This is a genomic window from Methanospirillum lacunae, assembly GCF_003173355.1.
Classification (GTDB): Archaea; Halobacteriota; Methanomicrobia; order Methanomicrobiales; family Methanospirillaceae; genus Methanospirillum; species Methanospirillum lacunae.
Genome location: NZ_QGMY01000006.1, coordinates 126,863 through 145,780, shown reverse-complemented (window position 1 = coordinate 145,780; position 18,918 = coordinate 126,863). Strand labels below are relative to the sequence as shown.

The following is an 18,918-nucleotide window of genomic DNA, read 5'->3' as shown; positions in this document are numbered from 1 at the left end:
TGATTCCAGGAGTTAATCATTTTTTCAACAAAATAATTACGATCCATTTTGACAAAAATTGAATCATATTATCCTGAATCGAAATTAAGTTCGTATAATTCTGGAGATGGATTACAGTTCACCTTTCCTGATATCATAATTTGGTTTTGAATGCCTTGTATCCGGTAATCATAGTTAATCAGATGGGTTATCTCTTCGATCCACCACCTGCCACCGGTAATGCTCTTTTCTCATATCAAACCAATCAGATGGACCCACCCGGTTTATGAGGTCGAGGTGTTCGTCGATGTGGGGATGAATCGTTCGAAGACGATCAAGAAGTGTACAATCTTTGCGGTTTTCACATTCCCAGCACCCGGAAAAACCCTTTTCCCCTGCACAAACCCGTATGGTGCAGTTGGGTTTGCCCCCTTCAAGTTGGCACGGGCGGTTACACTTGAGTTTTCTGATCTGATCCAGTACGACAAGAAACGTTGAATAGTCATTAAAATGTTCATTTGTTTCTGATTTTAGTTCTGCATACTGTTCAAACTGTATATCCTGCAATTTTTTATCCAGTGAATCTATCAGGGAAAATAGTTCTGAATCTGAAGGTATGCAATCTGAACAGCACAGGCCACAAAATGATGTCAGGTTTGAATTCATTGCTGGTTTCGTGAATTTCTCAAGACACTTTTATTTTATTTTATTGATCTGGTATGAAGTCTCTGACTTTGTCATGGGTAGTAGTATCGAAATATTGATTGTCTATAATTCTTCACCTGATTCGAGGTTTAATCGCATAAAAAGCGCATTGCATATAGGAGTACCACAGAATTTCCACGATTTCAAACCCTGCTGCCCGGTAAAGATCAAGATGTTCAGGGATGGTAATGGGGTGATATTCTTTATCAAATCGTGCCAGGTGAGCCTTAACTTCTTCGCAGTTCTTTCCAGCCCTTTCCTGAAATTTTCCCCAGTATAAAAGCCCGTTACGTTCTCCCTCCTGGGAGAGGGGCCTGATGTTCTCAGAGGTGATATACAGCCCACCCTGTTTTAGAAGTGAAAAACACTTTTCAACTGCCTGTTTTCTGGTTTCGGTATCAAGGTAATGATGGCACTGAATGGCAGTTATGATATCGAACCTGGTCCTGGTATCAAGGTCTTCTGTTTTGCACTGTCCAAGAATTCTGACCCGGTCATGAGATAATTTTATTTCAGCTTGTTTGAGCATCTCTGCTGAAGGATCTGCAATTGTGAACGTAGTATCTGGAAATCTACACAGGGCCCTGGAAACAAGAGTTCCTGTACCACAACCGGTGTCCAGCCATGATACCGGTTTTATGTCGATACTTTCAATAAATGCTAAAATTTCTTCCTGAATTTCCTGGTAATATGGAATGGTGGATGTGATATTCTTGTCATAAAGACTTGCTGGATGAGAAGTAGTATTGTCAATCATGATTGAACTGTCTCTTGATGTCTCTTAGTAATTCTCCCGGTAACTGTTATGAGGCGTGTCCTATTGTCACGAAGACCTATATCTTAAATTTAAGTCAGATCCCCATTTAAACCCTAATTTGGTATATTTTTCTCTTTAATTCATGCATTAATAATTCAATTGATTATTGGGGTTAAAATTCATAATCCTTTCATATAATCGTTTTGATATGGGGGTAATATTAAGCTCGATAATTCGCACCTATAGAAATGGTATCTGATGCAGAGATCCAGGCTTTACGGGTCGATATTAAAACGACATTTGGGCTTCTTTTTTCAGGTTTTTTAATGACATCATATGCCAGATCCGGGTTATTAAAGATATGGGGTTTAAATGGATAAGAACTCAAGAAGCAATAACTCTGCCATTAAAGTATTCTGGATATTGTTTTCTTTACTTGATCCTTGCAGTTAGAGGAGGATTCACACACTATGCCTGATCGAGTTCTCGTTCATTCGTAGTGGAGTCGAAGATCTTCTGTTCAGTTGTATCAACTTCAATGAATGTCAATCAATTACCTCCCAGTGCCCTCCTTTGGCCGGACCCATCCTTTGAATTTTTCCGCTCTTTTTCAGAGTTGCAATCTGCTTTTCAATTGCCCGGGATGTCAGTTCAAGCCGGTTTGCAATCTCCTTAGCTGACAATCCAGGCTCTTCTCTCATGAGAGCAATAATTTTCTCCGAACTTTTCTCCGAACTTTTCTCCGAACTTTCTTGCTCTTCGCGTGATTCCTCCGAACTAATCAACTCTTTTCGGTGAATAGTAGCGGTGAAGAGGCATCCATCCCGGTCATCGGTAAAGTCGATATCAGGCCAGTCTTCCAGAGCACGTTTGATGCCGGAGCCAAGTCCCCGGTAAGGAAGTAGTCCTTTTGCTATGAACGAGACAAGAATTGGGTTTCTGATATTGGAGTTCCCTTTCAGGATCTTCTCGACGGTCAGGTTGTTTGGCAGGGATCCCGGGCTGATGATCTCAATACGGTTGTCGAAGACGAATATCCGTATTGGGGCATTAATCAGGTAATCCCGGTGCATGAGGGCATTAACCAGGAGTTCTTCACAAACAACTTCTGGTATTTCAGGCAGGCCAGGGGCGTTGATTCCTCTTCCAGCCTGTACCTTGTGAAGATTTCTCATGATAAATGCCAAGGTATCGATAAATATCCGGGGGAGTGGTCCGGTGAAGTCTTCTGTGTCAAGGTATTCGCTTACGTGAATAGCATTTCCCGGATACCTCACTGCTTTGATAATGAACTGAGGTTTTATCCATTCAGGGCGTTCGGTGAAGAGAAGAACTCCGGCAAGGTTGAGCATCCCTTCTTCGGTTGCCAGATTCATATTCTGGAGCAGGGTCCGAAGATCATCCTGGGTATCAGGGAAGGGAATTTTGTAGGTTTTTTGAAGAAATTCTCGAAATCGGAGTTTGTCCAGTTTATCGATACCTGCTTTTGTGGGCAATTCATCGGCATGGAACCGGTCTACACTCTGAAAGAGGCGACAGAGTTCTTCTCGGGAGTTTATTTTTCGTTTATCAGCCCCGGTCTTAAGCCAGATGATACCATTCCGGTCAAAGTACGGTTTATCCTGTCCCTTGGGTATTGAGAGAATGATGACAACCCGATCATTCCCAATTGAGACGTTCTCCGTTTTGACGGTTAACGGGCTTTTAATATTTTGTGAAGCAGTGTTACTTATGAGCTGGTTGATCCTGGTTACATCTGAAGTGGTTAGGCCGGCGATTGAACCATCATCAGCGACTCCTATATAAATAACTCCTCCATCTGTATTTGCAAAAGCTGCCATCTCTGCTGCCAGGGAATCCGTGTTGGTTATATTTTGTTTGAACTGGCGGTGACTGTCTTCGCCGAGAGAGATTTGGGAGAGGAGGGAGTTAGGAATCATTTTCTATTAGAAAATCCATTTCTTTAATGAATCGAGATGGGTTTTTCCCACTATAACCATCATAATTCTTCGCCCAACTAATACACAATGTTTCTTTTACTCTTGTTATTGCAACAAAACAATTTCGTCTCTCTTCTTCCATTTCACGACAAATAGGTCCTTTCCTCACCGCATGATACGATGGGAATATTCCTTCTACCATCCCAATCAAGAAGACATGCTTATATTCAAGTCCTTTTGCTGCATGAACTGTAAGCAAAGAGAGTGAGCCAGGGGTCTGTAAGCAAATTTTAGATTTTAAATCTAATTCTTGAAGATATAAGTGAAGTGTAATATTTTCTAAAGAATGCTCTCGTATTACCTCGTTATGCAAATCAATCCATGTTTCTTTCTCTTCTGTTTCAAGGGGATCGTCTGACCATTTAATACTCCAAAACCAATCTAAAAATTCTATTACAAGTAAGCGATCAACTAAATATTGACGAAATTTTTGTAATAACACCTTATGAGAGTCGCATGTTACTTCATTCAGGGCTATATCAATCCATGCACGTAAAAAATCCCCTCCACATAGAGCTGCCTCTGCTTCAACATCTACGACTTCTATTATTCTTTCAGTAAAATTTTTCCACTCTAAACATAATCTACGTAAATATTCTCTGTCATGTCGTGTATTTGCTAGACGTAAAGCAGCATATATTAATCTAATCGATGAACATTCAAATTCATTCTTACGTCGAGGATAATAAGGAGTAAAACCATTGAGAACTAATGATTGAGCCGTTTTTTCTAATATTTTTCCAGAACGTGCTAAAACAACACATTCATCCACATTCCAATCATTTTTTATAATTATTTTAGATATTGCAGAATATTCCTCATATTCGTCTGAGTATTCCTGTATTGTTACAAAGTCAGATTTGTCATTAGATTTAAGTGAAATTAATGGTTTTTTGTATTTGTTTCTTATGTGGTTGTGTCTAATTAAATGATTTGCATATTTGATAATAATTGAAGGGCAACGATAGTTTTCAGGTAATTGAACAATTCCCATCTCATAATCTTCCAATAATACTTGCAATCTTTCTGGACTTGCCCCATTCCATTGATATATGATTTGATCATCATCGGCAACAACAAAGAGATTTGGATTATCGCTGTCGACAAGAAGATGAAGAAGATCGTATTGGGCACGATTTGTGTCTTGGAATTCGTCTACACAAATATATTTCCATGCCAAACGTGTTATTCGGAGTACACCTTTATTTTCTGATAATAATTTTTTTGCAAAATACAGAAGTCCGCCATAATCAAGTCTATTATGCTCTATAAGCAACTGACAGTATGCTTCAAAAAAAATTGGTATCCATGATGGGGTTTTTACTGTTATAGATGTCTTAAACTCACAATTATACGAGTCAGCAAATAACCGGTCTAATAAGACGAGAAGATTATGATGATCTGCTGGAATAGAAGCGGTATAGTTTTTTAATTTTTCCTTCAATAATTGGAATTTTTCGCTGTATTCACGGTACTCATAATAATGTGAAGGCTTCTCAGAAAGTAAAAAATCTAACAATGCAATACGATCCTCTTCAAGGGTTAAGAGTGAAAAATCGGGTTGAATGCCCACATGGCTACCATGTTGACGAAGAATATCTCCTGCAAAGGAATGGAAAGTACAAAGATGGATCCTATCCGCTCTTTCTCCCATAATCTCATCTATGCGACGTCGCATCTCATCTGCTGCTTTATTTGTGAAGGTAAGAGCCAAAACACTGGCTTGAAAATTGTCTTGGAGAAGACGAGTTGCCCTTAACGTGAGGACAAGAGTCTTCCCAGATCCTGGCCCTGCGAGTACTAACAAGGGCCCCTCATTCCAGTCAACTGCTCGTTGTTGATTCTCATTAAGGGAGTAATTATTGAAATTCATGGAATTTCCGCACATCTTATTGCTGCTTTAAGTGTATTCATCAGTAATTCTGGGGCAATTGCTCCTCCCTGAATTTCCTCAATTACTTTGTGGATTGCTGAAATTTTGTGTTTTGATACCGCTTTGGTTAGTTGTGAATAGTATTCGGGATCAGTAGGATTTGCAGATATATTTGCAAGTGATTCTTTAGTTAGAAAACTTTCATATACATGGGAAAACCCAGAAACACATAGGTGTTGCTCAATATCATCTTCAGGCATAGAAAAATGAACAACATCTCCATTTCTTGATTCAAGTGCTTTGCGAATTTTTTCCTGATCTGATTTTCCCTGTCCGTCGTTATCTGTTAAGGCAATCCAGTGAATACCCATAGCATCAGCCACCTGAATAAATAGACTAATATCCGATTGTCTATACCCAATGCACCTGATTCCATATTTTTCTATACAATTTCCTGCGGTACGAGCCAACTCTGGAAATAATGTCACCTCACTTTCACCCTCTCCCAAAATCCAGCATCTGGAGAAAAGGAGTTCCCCTCTTGTAGTGCGAATGTGGTAATTGAATTGTCTCAATTTTTTTTGATCTAATTTTGCATCTTTTATTCTTCCCGATGTTACACAATTTGATTTACGGTATAAACGGATGATACTTTCAGGTGGCACTTCTGATAGTAAATCCCCACTATGCGTAGAAATGATCTTTTGACCTGGTATTCGTTCAATTAGTCTCCAAAGGGCACGAATCGCACAAGGATGTAAATGACTCTCTGGTTCTTCTAATGCAACAAATGGTTCTCCGTTATTCCAAGATTGTAAAAATGCATTAAATAATGTCAGTACTGCAAGACTTTGAGTTCCTTCTCCGTGACGAGCAACTGGTATCTTTGCTCCAGTTCCTGTATTTATATTTACTTGTGCTCTTTCAAGCATATCAAAGAGGCGACTCGGAATTGCATCAACTGATACTAAATTGTCTCCTCCTTTCATTGGTACCACTTGTTGCACCTCTTTTAGCTTTTCTATGACCTTATCGAAACTTCCATGTGATGAAATAATTAATTCATTTATTTCCGCAAGTTTTTTTTCTATCTCATTTTTGTTTTCTTCAGTTAACTCTGATTCTTTTAAAAAAGGCCGCCAATAAGTACCTTTTGGATCAAAATGTTTAGTCGCGTCTCGAAGAGCAGCTAAATAATAATATGATACTTCATTTTGAAGGATAGATATTGCTGAATCATTGATATTTGTAAGTACTGCACCATCTAAATTTAGAAATTCCCAATTTTGAACAAAATCCTGTTGGACCGGATCAAATCTCGCATCTACTTTAAATATCACAGATGTGAGACCATTTTTATCAATTTGGGCAATTTTAATGCGATTTAAACGAGCCACCAATTCATCATCCCATTCTCCTGCCTCATCCTCTCGGAAAAGAAGTTTTATAACTATTGGTGGGGCTGTGGTGGGATCAGAAGAAGAATCAGAAAGATGAAAATCATAAGCAGTGAATATGCATCCACGTCGAGACCGAACTCCTCTTAATGATAACCTTAAAGCATCAAGTACGGCTGTTTTTCCAGAATTATTCTCACCTACCAGAACATTAGTATTTGAAAGTTCAAGTTCAAGGTTATTAATCCCGCGAAAATTTTGAATGTGAAGATGACGTAGTTTCATATTTATTCTTCTTCATTTATCAATAAATAAAATTCATCATATCGAAGTTTTTAATCTGGTTCTATTTTTTTGAATTATCAATGATTTAATATTTATTTCTTTCTCAATTTCTTTAATGAATTGTTTTAGTTCTTCATAGGAAATTATGGAATTCTCATACTAAAAACCATAGATAACTTATTTGTACCATGGTTCTTTCAGAGACTTTTCCAAGTATTAAAGATGCCACCCACTTAATCCACTGAAATGAATATTCTAGAGGATAACTAAAAATCCCTTATTTTCACAACCTTACGCATAATGAGTATTTATACTCTTTTTCTCAAAGGGGGGGTATATTAACTAACCTTATGGATATATTCAGTGGAATATCAACAGATGGATCATCTAAAGAGTCCTATTGAGATAGTATATACTATATTTTTCAATCCTACACATTCAGTCTGGTTTAAACGTGGTTAATATGATGATAGATGAGAAAAAAAGAAACGGTATACCTGTTCATCTTTCGATAGATGATGTAGCAGAAGCGCTGGATAATTGTACCTATGATACCCGGTACATCCTTGACCTGGAAAAGCAGGAGATCATTGAATTATCCGAAAATATGATCTCCGATGACGAAATTCAGGATGTTTTTGAAGAGATAGATGAAGATGAAACCGGTAGATATATTCCATTTCCCATCCGGACTGATTCAAGAGATGGGTATGCAGATATGCAACTCTTCATTGAAACTATTGAAGATCAACTCATTAGAAATGAGGCTGTTCAAACTATCACAGGGTCTGGGGCATTTAGAAGATTCAAAGATTTTATCAGGTTTTATCCTGAATTAGAGAAAAGGTGGTTCACCTGGAAAGACGAGCGTGCCAGTCTTCGTGCTCTGGAATGGCTGGAGGAAGAAGGACTGATACTGAAAAAGGATGATTGAATTGATGTTTTCTCGTGATATCCGGATTAACGTGTGTATAATATCGAAAATGATACCTGAATCTCCACGAATCAGGGTACTACAACTCCCTTTGAGATTGGAAACGATATAGAACCATTGAGTTATTGCAAGATCCAAACAGTCGCAAATATAATCAATTATTAGGATATGCTTCCAATGTAGTGAATATACGAATGACCAAGTATCCACACGCTCAAAGTATAATTCAACCTCCCACTTCTCCGGGCTCGTGTTTTATCTGTAAAAAAAAAGTATCAGGAGATACTATTGAGGAACACCTGTTATCCTGTCTCCCATTATTGCACTGGCTAAAAGGAGATGAACCATCATTTCTGATTCAGATCGTATGTAAGTACAATAAAAAGTTCTGGCTCACGGTCCTGACTTCACCCACAGCAACACTCAAAGATTTGGATTCTTTTATCAGGGATGTATGGGTAGAATGCTGTGGCCACCTTTCTGATTTTGAAATCGGCAGGGTGTTTTTCTCAGGTGATGGGAATGATGAGGATATGCATGTGTATATTAAAGATGTCCTACAGCCGGGAGATGAATGTCTCTATCGGTATGATTTCGGATCAACGACAATATTGCGTGTAACTGTTCTGAGAATTGTTCCTGTTATTCCTCCTGATCGCCATATTGTTCTTCTTGGACAGAACAGCAGAGCACATCATGTCTGCATGGATTGTAAAGGAGAAGCAGATTATGCATACAAAAAGGACAGGGCTGCAAAAACACAGTACTTCTGTTCTTCCTGTCTTGAAAGGAACGACATTGATGATGAGTACTGTTCATACCTGACTAATTCTCCCAGAGCCGGTGTATGTGGCTGTACTAAAGGGGATGAGGATGGAGTTCCTTGGTATCCCGATAGTACAGAAAGAAAAAATCTTCACTCAAACAAACAGAAAACATCTGTCCGGAGGTTTAAACGCGAAGACCTCTATTCAGTAAGAAGAGATCCGTTAGTAGATCTACTCCTGAAAATGAAAGTTATCACAGATGATGAAATCTCTAAGCCTGTGAAAAATTTGAAGAACAATCCAGATCCGTTCCCGAAAACAATCCCTGATAGTATTATCACACGATATTCTCAAATCCATATTCTCTGCGTCGATTTCTGTAACCACCATCCTGAACTGGATCTGGAAAAACCTGTATTAGATCTCCTGTCCCTGGTTGCCCGTATTCCGGATACCATGAAGTTGTTAGAAAGGGGAACTGAAGCTTCAATGGCATCAGGGTTTATTTATGCAATAGGGCAGATGAAAGGTCTCTTTACCAGGGGGAAAGAAAAAGGTCTCAAATCACACGATATAGGTGATGCTTTTAAAGTCAAGGGCGATGTCCCGAAAAGCAGGGCATATCTTATCCGCACAGAACTGAGGAGAGTTAAAAGGGAATGGAACGAGGAATATACCGGTACGATATTTGATGGACAGGTGGGCGAAGACTGGGTAGAACTCATGGACGAATGGGTAGGAGACGGATGGAATGGGATGCGAAAACCCGCCTGGTGAAAAGTAACGTTTCATATCCATTTCTTTCTCTCTGTCTCTCTATTTTTTTAGCACGAGTGGCTGATGGGTAACTCCCTTTTTACAAATCTATGGATATCCTCTGTAAGATGAATGTACAAACCGGATATTGATATCAAAATTTCTCTCATACCGGGTTGTGTCTGATAGCCATAATGTATATTACGATATCACATTCCGATTCCTGGGGGAGCATTTATGATATCCCAAACCATATCCACGATTATCGGAGGAGTAATAATTCACCATAAAACCCGGCTTATTAGTTTTTTTCTGATTCTGATGTTTATCTGCTACCCGTCGCTAGCTTGTACTAATTTTATTGTTACAAAAGGAGCATCGGTAGATGGTTCTGTCTTTGTTGCTCATTCAAATGACGGGTTTGGAGCGGGAGTTGTCGGACCTGCGGTTGAAAACGAGATGACAGAGATGATATATGTCCCACCTGCAGATCATCCCCCGGGATCTATGAGGGCAGTTAGGTATGACCCGAATTCAGGATCAGATGAGCCAAGTGGCGAAAAAACTCTTGAGACTGATCTTGTTGCTTACATACCTGAAGTAAGCCATACGTATGGATATTATACCGGGTCTTATGGGATCGTGAATGAACACCAACTCATGCTTGCCGAATGCACTGATTATACCAAAGTTCAACCATCGTTCGATAAAAACAAAAGTATATTTTACAGTTCTGAACTATCCAACATTGCAGCTGAGAGGACAACCACTGCCAGAGATGCTGTAAAACTCATCGGTAGTCTGATCGACACATACGGATTTTATGGAACTGGAGAAACCCTGCCCATTGCAGATCCCAATGAAGCATGGGTGATCGAGATATCGGGAGGAACTCCTGATGGAAAGGGGGGTCTCTGGGTTGCACAAAAAATACCCGATGGCACAGTCTTTGTGGCTGCGAACACTTTCAGGATCAGGGATGTAGATCCAAACAATCCGGATATACTTTATTCAAAGAACCTCTTCCCGTCTGCCATTGCAAATGGATGGTATAGTCCGTCTCAAGGAAAACTCGACTGGCTCAAGGTTGTCAGTGGTGGTGAATATTCCCATCCCTACTACTCGCTTTCCCGGATTTGGAGCATCTACAACCGGGTTGCACCATCACTAAATCTCAGCCCCTTTGTATCAGATACGTACACACGGGATTATCCGTTCTCAGTAAAACCTGACAAACCACTCAATCTCTCTGATGCTTTTTCACTCTACCGTGATCATTATGAAGGAACAGTCTTCGATCTCACAAAAGGAGAGGCAGCCGGTCCCTTCGGCAATCCGTACCGGTGGAGAGGAACGTTTGACGCTCATGATCTCCTCTACCCCGGAGAGATCAAGCCCGGATCCTGGCCACGACCAATCTCTGAGACGTTCACCGGGTACAGCTATGTAATCCAGGGACGGAGCTGGCTTTCTGATCCTGTTGGCTGTGTTGTATGGTTCGGTTTTGGTCCACAATCAGAAACAGTATATATGCCGTTTTATGCCGGAGGAACTGCAGTCCCTCCGTCGTTTGTTGGAACCAACCGGACAGAGTTCAACCGGAGTTCAGCATACTGGACCTTTAACTTTGTTGCTAACTGGGCAACAATAAACTACCGTCTCATAAGTGCTGACATAAAAGAGGCTCAGCAGAAGATAGAGAAGAGCGAACAGGAGAAACAGTCAGAAATCGAGAAAAAAGCAGTAACCATTCTCCAGACTAATGGAACCGCCGCCTGTAGCGAGTACTTGACGAATTACAGTCTGACTAACAGCCAGAAGGTTCAATCAGACTGGTGGAATCTCTCTGATTCCCTTGTTGCTAAATACAGTAACCTGATGGTCACTAACCTCTCGACTGGATCCAGCACAAATGTCGGATATCCGGACTGGTGGCTTGAAAAGACCGGATACCAGTATGGTCCGAGAATTTACGATTACCAGGGTCTGGAAAAGACACAGGGGCTTGTCTATGTCAATAAGACCGTAAATGCAACCCCTGGCAATGAACTCATGTACATCAAAACAACTCAGAAAACGGGAGATATATCAAAGAAATATTAATTCTTATTTCCAAATTCTTTTTTTAATACAATTCATGATGAGTATTAAATATAATACATCTTTGGCATGATAGTCTTGAAATGATGGAGGTTTTTTACTGTGAAAAGAGGATGAAACCCTCTAAACTGAAAATCTGGATATTTCCTGTGCGACCTGGTCTTCAATTTCTACAATCTCTGAAACAACCTGAGTAATCTGATCTAGTGACGCAGATGTCTGCGTTATTGCAGCAGATGTCATCGTTACTTCTTCAGATGTCTTATGAGTAAACGATGAAATATCCTGCATTGATGCGGTTATCTCCTCAACTGATGCCGCCTGCTCTTCTGAAGCTGCTGCTACATCCATTGTATAACGATTAATCTCTCCAATTTTTTCTGCTATCTGATTGAAGGAGACAACCATTTCAGATAATGATTCATTCCCTTCATGGACTACATGGAGAGAAGACTCCATAGCATCACCAGCAGATTTTGCTTGTGTCTGAAGTTTGTGAATCATCTCTGAAATATCATTTGCAGATTTCCTTGAATCATGAGATAATGATTTTACTTCAGCAGCTACAACGGCAAATCCTCTCCCGGCATCCCCTGCCCTTGCAGCTTCAATAGCAGCATTGAGTGATAAGAGATTTGTCTGGCTGGCAATATCTGAAATCAGGCTTACAATCTTGCCGATCTCTCCCATCTGAACATTAATATCCTTTATAATGAGATCAACATGACCACTTGACTTTATTATTTCATTCATGGAACTGCTGGATTTTTGTGCAAAATTAACACCACTGGTTGCAAAATTATTTGCTTCCTGGGCTAATGATGCAACAGAATCCGCTTTATGTGCAACAGAGCCAACAGTATTGCTTAAATCGTTCATCGCCCGGATTATCTGCTCAATGGACTGATCACCATTTTCGCTATTCTTGCTGATTGACCCCATAGTGGATGAAATTTCTGATGTACCTGATGCAATCTCTTCTATACTGGCATTGGCCTCCTCAATGGTTTTGGATAGATCCTGTATCTTTTCGGATAATACTGATATAACCCGTGAAATCTCTCTTCCTATTTCATCAAGTGCATCACGGAATGCAACCCAGTCACCCTGAACCTTGATATCTGAATTAAATCTCGTTTTAAACTGATATCTTGAATATTCCTTTGAAACTCTCATTGCCTCATGGACAGGTATGAGTGTTGTATCAAGAGTATTGTTCATACCTTCTACGATCTCTTTGAATTTACCAACATGAGTTGATGAATCGACCCTGAATGTGAGATTTCCCTTGATTGCAGCATCAGTAAGTTTTTCAGAATCTGTTACCATCTTTTCGATGGCATGGCGTGCCTGATCTATCGCTGTGGTAATCTCCACAAAACTGTCATATGCAGATGCCGTGTATTCATCTGATGGTAAAGGTCTAGGAGAGAAGTCAGTATTACCTTCTGACAGAGAGTGAACATAATCGGTCATGACATTCACTGATTTCCGGAGGTACTCGATCATGTGAGTTACCGGTGTTAGATCGACGTACAATGTGTAAATCTTCACCACGTTGCCGTTTGTATCAGTAATTGGAATATAACTGTATTGAAGGTCCCGCGTAACAGGACCAAAATTGCAGGTTAATGTCCCACCTCCGGTTTTTTTATCACGAACTACATCAGATACCGATGCACCCTCTCTTACAAGGATCTTGAAATCCTTCGCATGCATTGTTGTTAATTGCGATTCAGGTAGTGCTGAAATATCTGAAAAAGCTTTATTGGCTGAGAGAATCCTGGTATCCGGATCCATGGTGATAATCCCTGCCGGACTTCCGGTAATTAAGGATTCAAATTCATTTAGTTTATTAACGAGGTCAGTCATGTCTACCATGACATGATACAAATGACTAACTTCACCCTGGTAATTTAATACCGGAATGTATGAGTACTCAAGATGCCTGATACCTGAACCAAAATTGCATACAAATTTACCTCTGACCGGTTGTTTATGTGCAATTGCATCTTTGATAGTTCCGCCTTCCCGACTTAACACTGTTTGGCCTTTAAATCCGAGAGCGTTCGCTTCCTCTGGGGAGTAATGTGTTACTTTTAAATAAGCCTCATTGAAATGTGTAATCTCAATATCCTTTGAGACTGTCAGGATGGAGAAGGGTGAATCACGAATTAACGTGGACATTGCATTTATCTTGCTTGTCGCATCTGAAATATCAATGATGCTTACCATCAGACAATCTTCTCCGTTGTAATTAAGATGATGCAACGTCATCTCGGTGGGAAAAATTTCCCCGTTTGTTCGTTTATAGTCCCATAATGAAGTAACTGATGAATGTGAGAATGCCTGGCGAAGTATATTGTCTAATGTATCCTTGGAATTCTCACCTGTTTTCTGAATAAGAGGAGAAAAATGTGATGGGGTTCTACCTTGAATTTCCTGGTTCGAATCTGCGCCAAAGAGTTCTAATGTTCGCTTATTGCAATAGAGATATTTTCCTTCAGCATTGAGAACCTGGATAGCCACAGGGGTTAAGTCTAGCATTTTCCAGGGAAGGATTTCACTTGCTTTGTTTTCATCGGTTTCTTTTGAGGATCCCTGGCTTGTGACCGGGATATGTAAATTTGTGGAAGGATTAAATGTGTTTTGCATATATTTCTCCGAATTTTTTGGGTAAGCGGAATTACTCTTCCTGGATTCTATATAATAATGTTACTAATGGAGATATAGAACATTTGATATGACCAAAAAAGGTAGTATGCCTTAGGGGAAATCTGCAAGATTCCTCATCACTTGTATATGCTTTTGTATATGTGTTCTAAAAAAGGATGAAATCTGAAATTTTTGAAATGCACTGATTCAGAACAACCATGTCATCTTTGGAACCATATCAGTCAGCCGGTGTTGATAATCTTCAAGCCATCGTGCTCGTGAATTTGGCTTGAAAACAAGCATGCTGTTTAGGTCTGAAAGAGATGCAGCCTGATGATATTTCATGAAAATGTGCTTGCTTGTTTTACCCACGATCTCAATCTTTCCGGATTTATGAGACATAATATATCGTGCCCGCTTCGTAAGACCTGAACAACAAGATTGTGCTTCATGAATGACATGCATCGCCTGCTCAATTGGAACTGTAAGATGCCGGTTTCCTGATGTTGGCCTGCATTGAAAGACATAGTATGGCGGTACACCCAATTTTGATAGAATATTAAAAAGTGAAGCCATAATATCCGGTTCGTTATTAATTCCCTGAAGAATTGGTGTCTGGTTGGTGAGTTCTGCACCAGTATTTTTCAGGGCAGAGATGGCGGCTTTAGAACTGCTCGTAATCTCCTGTGGGTGATTAAAATGACTGATGAGATATATCTTTTCTTCCGGACTTGTATGTTTGGCAAGAACATCACGGAGATCAGAGTCATCAGTTAACCGGTGGGGATCATATGCAGGAATTTTGGTGCCGATCCTGATGATCGGTTTAGTGGGTAGTTCCCGTATCATACTGAGTATCTGGTCAAGTTTAGATGCACCAAGCATCAGGGGATCTCCTCCTGAAAGAAGGACATCAGTCAGATCCTTTTGTGTCTGCAGATAATCAACAGCCTTTTTTGTGTCACAGATGGGAGGAGGATTTTCACCGGTAAATAGACGCTTCCTGAAACAGAATCTGCATATCCCTCCACATGTATTGCTTACGAGTAGCATAGCTGTCTGGGGATATTTATGTTGAACTCCGGGAAGAGGGGAATATTCTTCCTCACCTGATGGATCAAGTGATCCCGGATTAGCAAGTTCACATGGATCAGGGAGGATTATCCTTTTGATTGGATCATTAGGATTATTATGATTGATCAAGGACAGATAATACTCGTTTGATCTGAAGGGATACACCCGTTCAACATCTTCCATTTTTAATACCTGATCGGGATCAAGAACATCGCTCAACGATGTCTCATGGACTGAATTATAGTATTTGGTTGACATAGGTAACTCCAAAAAATATAAGGAGGATAGACCTCATGGGTTTGGAGAATGGCGAGGTCCTCGTATTGCAGCTTTGTGTCACATTATTCTGGTGATAATGAGACAAACAGATAATTGGGAGCAATAATATAATAAGTTTCTTAAGTATGGTGGTCATTAATAATTATTAATTGACCCTCTGATCTTCAGATGGTTTATCTCATAATACGCTGAATCAGTGAGTAGAATGGCACGGACCTCTGTAGAGGGACTTCAGAACGATATTCGGGATCTGCTTCGAAGAAACTCCAAAGGATTAAGTATTGAAGAGATCTCTACCCATCTCTCCATTAGCAGAACAACTACTGCAAAATACCTGAATGCAATGGAGCAGACCGGCCAGATTGAATCCCGACCCTATGGGCCGGCAAAAGTATACACTCTGGCTGAACGTATTCCTATCAATAATATTCTCTCTCTGCTCCCTCATCCTATCCTGATGCTTGATGATACATTTGTTATCAAGCAGGTCAATGAATCATTTCTTGAATTCTTCCAGTTATCAGAAGATGATCTTATTGGAAAGGATATTCGATACAGTCCTCTAGGAATGTACGTAAGTGAGGAAAGATTAGAGATCCTTAATCAGGTAATGGGGGGAGGTCCCATGTTTGTCGAAGAGGATGTAACCCGTGAAGGTATCACCACTCAATTTTATATCCGGCTCATGCCCACTCTTTTTGAACAAGGTACAAAAGGAATTATTATCATTCTTGAGGATATCACTCAGCTCAAAAATACCCTGGCACATATGGAGGATCTTGTCAGGGATCGGACTGTTGAAATGGAAAATACCAATAAAAAACTTGGAGAAGAGAATGCCAGGTATAAAAAAGTCAGGGAAGAACTTGAATTCAGCAGGCATCAGTACGAGCAGCTGGTGGAGCATTCCACCGATCTTATCCTCAAATTCTCATCTAAAGGCGAATTAATCTTTTATAATACACTTGCTGCTGAAATCCTGGAAATTTCCTCTTTACATGAGAAATACTTCCTGAAAGGCGTATGCATACCTGATACTCCTGATATGAAGGAGTTTGCTGATTCCCTGATTAATGAACTCCTGAAAACTCCAGATTTGATCCTGAAGAAAGATATTGAGTATGTAACTCAAAACAAGACCATCTGGATATCATGGACGTTCAAAAAAATTCTGCTCCATGAGAGATCATCCCCAGAAATTCTTTGCATTGGCACTGATATTACCGAACGGGTCCTGTCAGAGGGAAAAATAAAGGAATCAGAACACAATCTGTCAGAAATTATCAATCATCTGCCTGATCCCACCTTTGTTATTGATGTAGATCGTCGGGTCATCCTGTGGAATAAGGCGATGGAAGAGATGACCGGAGTCAGGTCAGAACATGTGATTGGAAAAGAGAGGACCATCTTTACACCTTCAATATTCGGATATAGCCGTCCAATTCTTGCCGATTTTGTTTTTGATCCTGATAATGTGGAGATAAAAAGTTTTTTCCAGAATATGACTCAGGAAGATGGCGTTCTGACCGCAGAGACAAAAGGGATTGGAAAAGATGGGAAAGAGGTCATTTTCTGGGTAAAGGCATCGCCCTTAATGGATGTCAAAGGGACCAGGATCGGGGCTATTCAGTCGATGCGTGACATCACTACCATTCGTAATCTTGAAAATTCATTAATAAAAAGTGAAGAGTTTGTCAGAAATATCCTAAACGCTTCTAAAGACCTGATTGTGGTTCTCAATGCTGAAAGACAGTATGTTTTTGTCAATAAAGCCTATGAGAACTTTTTCAGTTGCGATGGGAAAGATCTTAAAGGAACTCATATCGATGACAATCCTCTTCCAGGGGATAAGGACTTCTGGTTAGTGACCTTGGATTCGGTCAATAAAACACGTCTAGGCAATCGCGTAGAGATCTTTTTCTCGTATGACTCCCGGGAAATCTGGCTTGATTGTTATCTTATTCCAATTTTCAGGGAGGTATCAGGTGAGATGCAGATTCTTCTTGACTTCAGGGATATTACCAGGCTGAAAGGGAAAGAGACAACTCTTTGGGATGATGAGATAACACTTCAGGAAATTGGAAGGCAGGTTTCACGGATTATCCCTCAAATAACGAATAATTGTATTTTGCAAATACCATTTATCATGATTTTACTGATAGCCATATATGGCAACATACTGTAACAGAAATACTGAAAGGCTCCCCCTTTTTTATACATGTCGCTGGATGGTATTGGCTAAAATAAAGAGGATGGAGGGTACGGGTGATATATGATCGTATCTATCTTCAAAATTTTTTCAACCTGTTCTTGTTGGGCACTTTTTTGTTTCACTGTGATCTTCTGCGGAATAAAAAACCCACCAATCATCTTATATTCCTCGTATGAAACAACTTTTGTACAGGTGTTAGTACTATGTCCGTTATTTTGTGGCTGACTTGGATATAAAATAGATTGAATCAGTCCTTTTGAATTGAACCGGACATCGAGTGTGATAATTAATGGATGATATGATACACGAAGTCTGGCTGTTTTATCATCAATCGGTTCCCATGAAATATTTTTGAAAGAACTAAAAACCCAGGGAAACCAGACAGCCTCGCTGAAATAAGTAATTAAACATGATTTGCTGAGCCTAATTCCCCGTGCTGATAAAAAAGGTAAAATGGAGAATAGTTTTCCTAGTAGATAACCATCATTGACTGAATATCTGTGGATGATATCAGTCCATATAAACCGGTGCATTTTGGTTCTTGATTTCGAAAAAAAGCCGGGCATGGAGAGGCAGTAGTAGATATTTCCATGGATGGGGAGTAGATCAGAATGTGGGGAGAGACGGTGAAACCCGGTATATCTGACTTGAACGTAGGCAGGTCTTTTTCCCTGACTGATGTGTGCTTCTTTAAAATAATGATGAACAGATAAAGGAAGAAGAATCTGGGAATGGGTATTTTGCTTTGGATTATATAGTTCTTCTAATTCATTGAATAATGTCAGAAATTCACGTGGAATTTGAAAAGTTCTGATAAGAACGTACACAATTAACCCTCCTGCGAGGATAGTCCAAAGAAGGATTATGTCAAGAAGAATATCGTTTATCATTCTTCTGTCTTCCATCTCTGATGGATATGGGTTCTCTTCATGTATGAAAAAAATGGTCTTGGGGGGTTAATCAGAGTATCAACATGTTCAATTTCAGTCTGGTTATAACTGATGAAACAATATTGGATGTGTCACACGTCTCAATGTGACAACAAGGATTTTACTTCATTCATATAAATATATTTTGCTCTTTGATAATTAGTAATGAGTAATCGGATCCTAGAAATTTATTCTTGGGCTTCTTTTTGTATACTA

At 39.8% G+C, this 18,918-nt stretch carries 12 protein-coding genes; 4 read left to right on the top strand and 8 right to left on the bottom strand.

Going from position 1 to position 18,918, the window contains the following annotated elements; genetic code table 11:
• Nucleotides 1-174: 174 nt before the first annotated feature.
• From DK846_RS06545 to DK846_RS06525, 5 genes are all read right to left on the bottom strand, one after another.
• Nucleotides 175-645: a DUF3795 domain-containing protein gene (locus tag DK846_RS06545; RefSeq protein ID WP_109968132.1), complete on the bottom strand. Its 471-nt coding sequence runs from the start codon at nt 643-645 to the stop codon at nt 175-177.
• Nucleotides 646-757: 112 nt separating this feature from the next.
• A complete protein-coding gene (locus DK846_RS06540; RefSeq protein ID WP_109968131.1) occupies nt 758-1,441 on the bottom strand; it encodes a class I SAM-dependent methyltransferase in 684 nt (227 codons plus the stop codon).
• 545 nt (nt 1,442-1,986) lie between these two features.
• Nucleotides 1,987-3,381, bottom strand: a complete 1,395-nt coding sequence (locus DK846_RS06535; RefSeq protein WP_109968130.1) for an RNA-binding domain-containing protein — start codon at nt 3,379-3,381, stop codon at nt 1,987-1,989.
• Entirely contained in the window at nt 3,371-5,314 is a 1,944-nt protein-coding gene (locus DK846_RS06530) for an ATP-dependent helicase (protein ID WP_181391660.1), read from the bottom strand. The genes DK846_RS06535 and DK846_RS06530 overlap by 11 nt, the downstream gene beginning before the upstream one ends.
• Nucleotides 5,311-6,996, bottom strand: coding sequence for an ATP-dependent nuclease (locus DK846_RS06525; protein WP_109968128.1), 1,686 nt, complete (start codon nt 6,994-6,996; stop codon nt 5,311-5,313). The genes DK846_RS06530 and DK846_RS06525 overlap by 4 nt, the downstream gene beginning before the upstream one ends.
• 463 nt (nt 6,997-7,459) lie before the next feature.
• On the opposite strand from DK846_RS06525, the gene DK846_RS06520 reads away from it, so the two are divergent.
• From DK846_RS06520 to DK846_RS06510, 3 genes are all read left to right on the top strand, one after another.
• The gene (locus tag DK846_RS06520) at nt 7,460-7,930 is read left to right on the top strand and encodes a UPF0158 family protein (protein WP_109968127.1); all 471 of its coding nucleotides are present in this window, start codon (nt 7,460-7,462) and stop codon (nt 7,928-7,930) included.
• Between the two features lie 194 nt (nt 7,931-8,124).
• Nucleotides 8,125-9,474, top strand: coding sequence for a DUF6398 domain-containing protein (locus tag DK846_RS06515; RefSeq protein ID WP_109968126.1), 1,350 nt, complete (start codon nt 8,125-8,127; stop codon nt 9,472-9,474).
• 216 nt (nt 9,475-9,690) lie between these two features.
• Nucleotides 9,691-11,556 (top strand): dipeptidase, encoded by a 1,866-nt coding sequence (locus tag DK846_RS06510; protein ID WP_181391659.1) that lies wholly within the window; start codon nt 9,691-9,693, stop codon nt 11,554-11,556.
• 120 nt (nt 11,557-11,676) lie between these two features.
• Here the strand turns inward: DK846_RS06510 and DK846_RS06505 are convergent, their stop codons facing one another.
• Both DK846_RS06505 and DK846_RS06500 read right to left on the bottom strand, forming a co-directional pair.
• Nucleotides 11,677-14,208: a methyl-accepting chemotaxis protein gene (locus DK846_RS06505; RefSeq protein WP_109968125.1), complete on the bottom strand. Its 2,532-nt coding sequence runs from the start codon at nt 14,206-14,208 to the stop codon at nt 11,677-11,679.
• 207 nt (nt 14,209-14,415) lie between these two features.
• Entirely contained in the window at nt 14,416-15,540 is a 1,125-nt protein-coding gene (locus DK846_RS06500) for a KamA family radical SAM protein (RefSeq protein ID WP_109968124.1), read from the bottom strand.
• Nucleotides 15,541-15,766: 226 nt separating this feature from the next.
• On the opposite strand from DK846_RS06500, the gene DK846_RS06495 reads away from it, so the two are divergent.
• Nucleotides 15,767-17,746, top strand: a complete 1,980-nt coding sequence (locus tag DK846_RS06495; RefSeq protein WP_109968123.1) for a PAS domain S-box protein — start codon at nt 15,767-15,769, stop codon at nt 17,744-17,746.
• A 53-nt stretch (nt 17,747-17,799) separates the two neighbouring features.
• Here the strand turns inward: DK846_RS06495 and DK846_RS06490 are convergent, their stop codons facing one another.
• Nucleotides 17,800-18,678 (bottom strand): DUF6544 family protein, encoded by an 879-nt coding sequence (locus tag DK846_RS06490; protein WP_109968122.1) that lies wholly within the window; start codon nt 18,676-18,678, stop codon nt 17,800-17,802.
• Nucleotides 18,679-18,918: the final 240 nt, after the last annotated feature.

Bases quoted from the DNA above. Each gene is read 5' to 3' on its own strand.
- DK846_RS06545 (WP_109968132.1), bottom strand. From the start codon at position 645: ATGAATTCAAACCTGACATCATTTTGTGGCCTGTGCTGTTCAGATTGC.
- DK846_RS06540 (WP_109968131.1), bottom strand. From the start codon at position 1,441: ATGATTGACAATACTACTTCTCATCCAGCAAGTCTTTATGACAAGAAT.
- DK846_RS06535 (WP_109968130.1), bottom strand. From the start codon at position 3,381: ATGATTCCTAACTCCCTCCTCTCCCAAATCTCTCTCGGCGAAGACAGT.
- DK846_RS06530 (WP_181391660.1), bottom strand. From the start codon at position 5,314: ATGAATTTCAATAATTACTCCCTTAATGAGAATCAACAACGAGCAGTT.
- DK846_RS06525 (WP_109968128.1), bottom strand. From the start codon at position 6,996: ATGAAACTACGTCATCTTCACATTCAAAATTTTCGCGGGATTAATAAC.
- DK846_RS06520 (WP_109968127.1), top strand. From the start codon at position 7,460: ATGATGATAGATGAGAAAAAAAGAAACGGTATACCTGTTCATCTTTCG.
- DK846_RS06515 (WP_109968126.1), top strand. From the start codon at position 8,125: ATGACCAAGTATCCACACGCTCAAAGTATAATTCAACCTCCCACTTCT.
- DK846_RS06510 (WP_181391659.1), top strand. From the start codon at position 9,691: ATGATATCCCAAACCATATCCACGATTATCGGAGGAGTAATAATTCAC.
- DK846_RS06505 (WP_109968125.1), bottom strand. From the start codon at position 14,208: ATGCAAAACACATTTAATCCTTCCACAAATTTACATATCCCGGTCACA.
- DK846_RS06500 (WP_109968124.1), bottom strand. From the start codon at position 15,540: ATGTCAACCAAATACTATAATTCAGTCCATGAGACATCGTTGAGCGAT.
- DK846_RS06495 (WP_109968123.1), top strand. From the start codon at position 15,767: ATGGCACGGACCTCTGTAGAGGGACTTCAGAACGATATTCGGGATCTG.
- DK846_RS06490 (WP_109968122.1), bottom strand. From the start codon at position 18,678: ATGGAAGACAGAAGAATGATAAACGATATTCTTCTTGACATAATCCTT.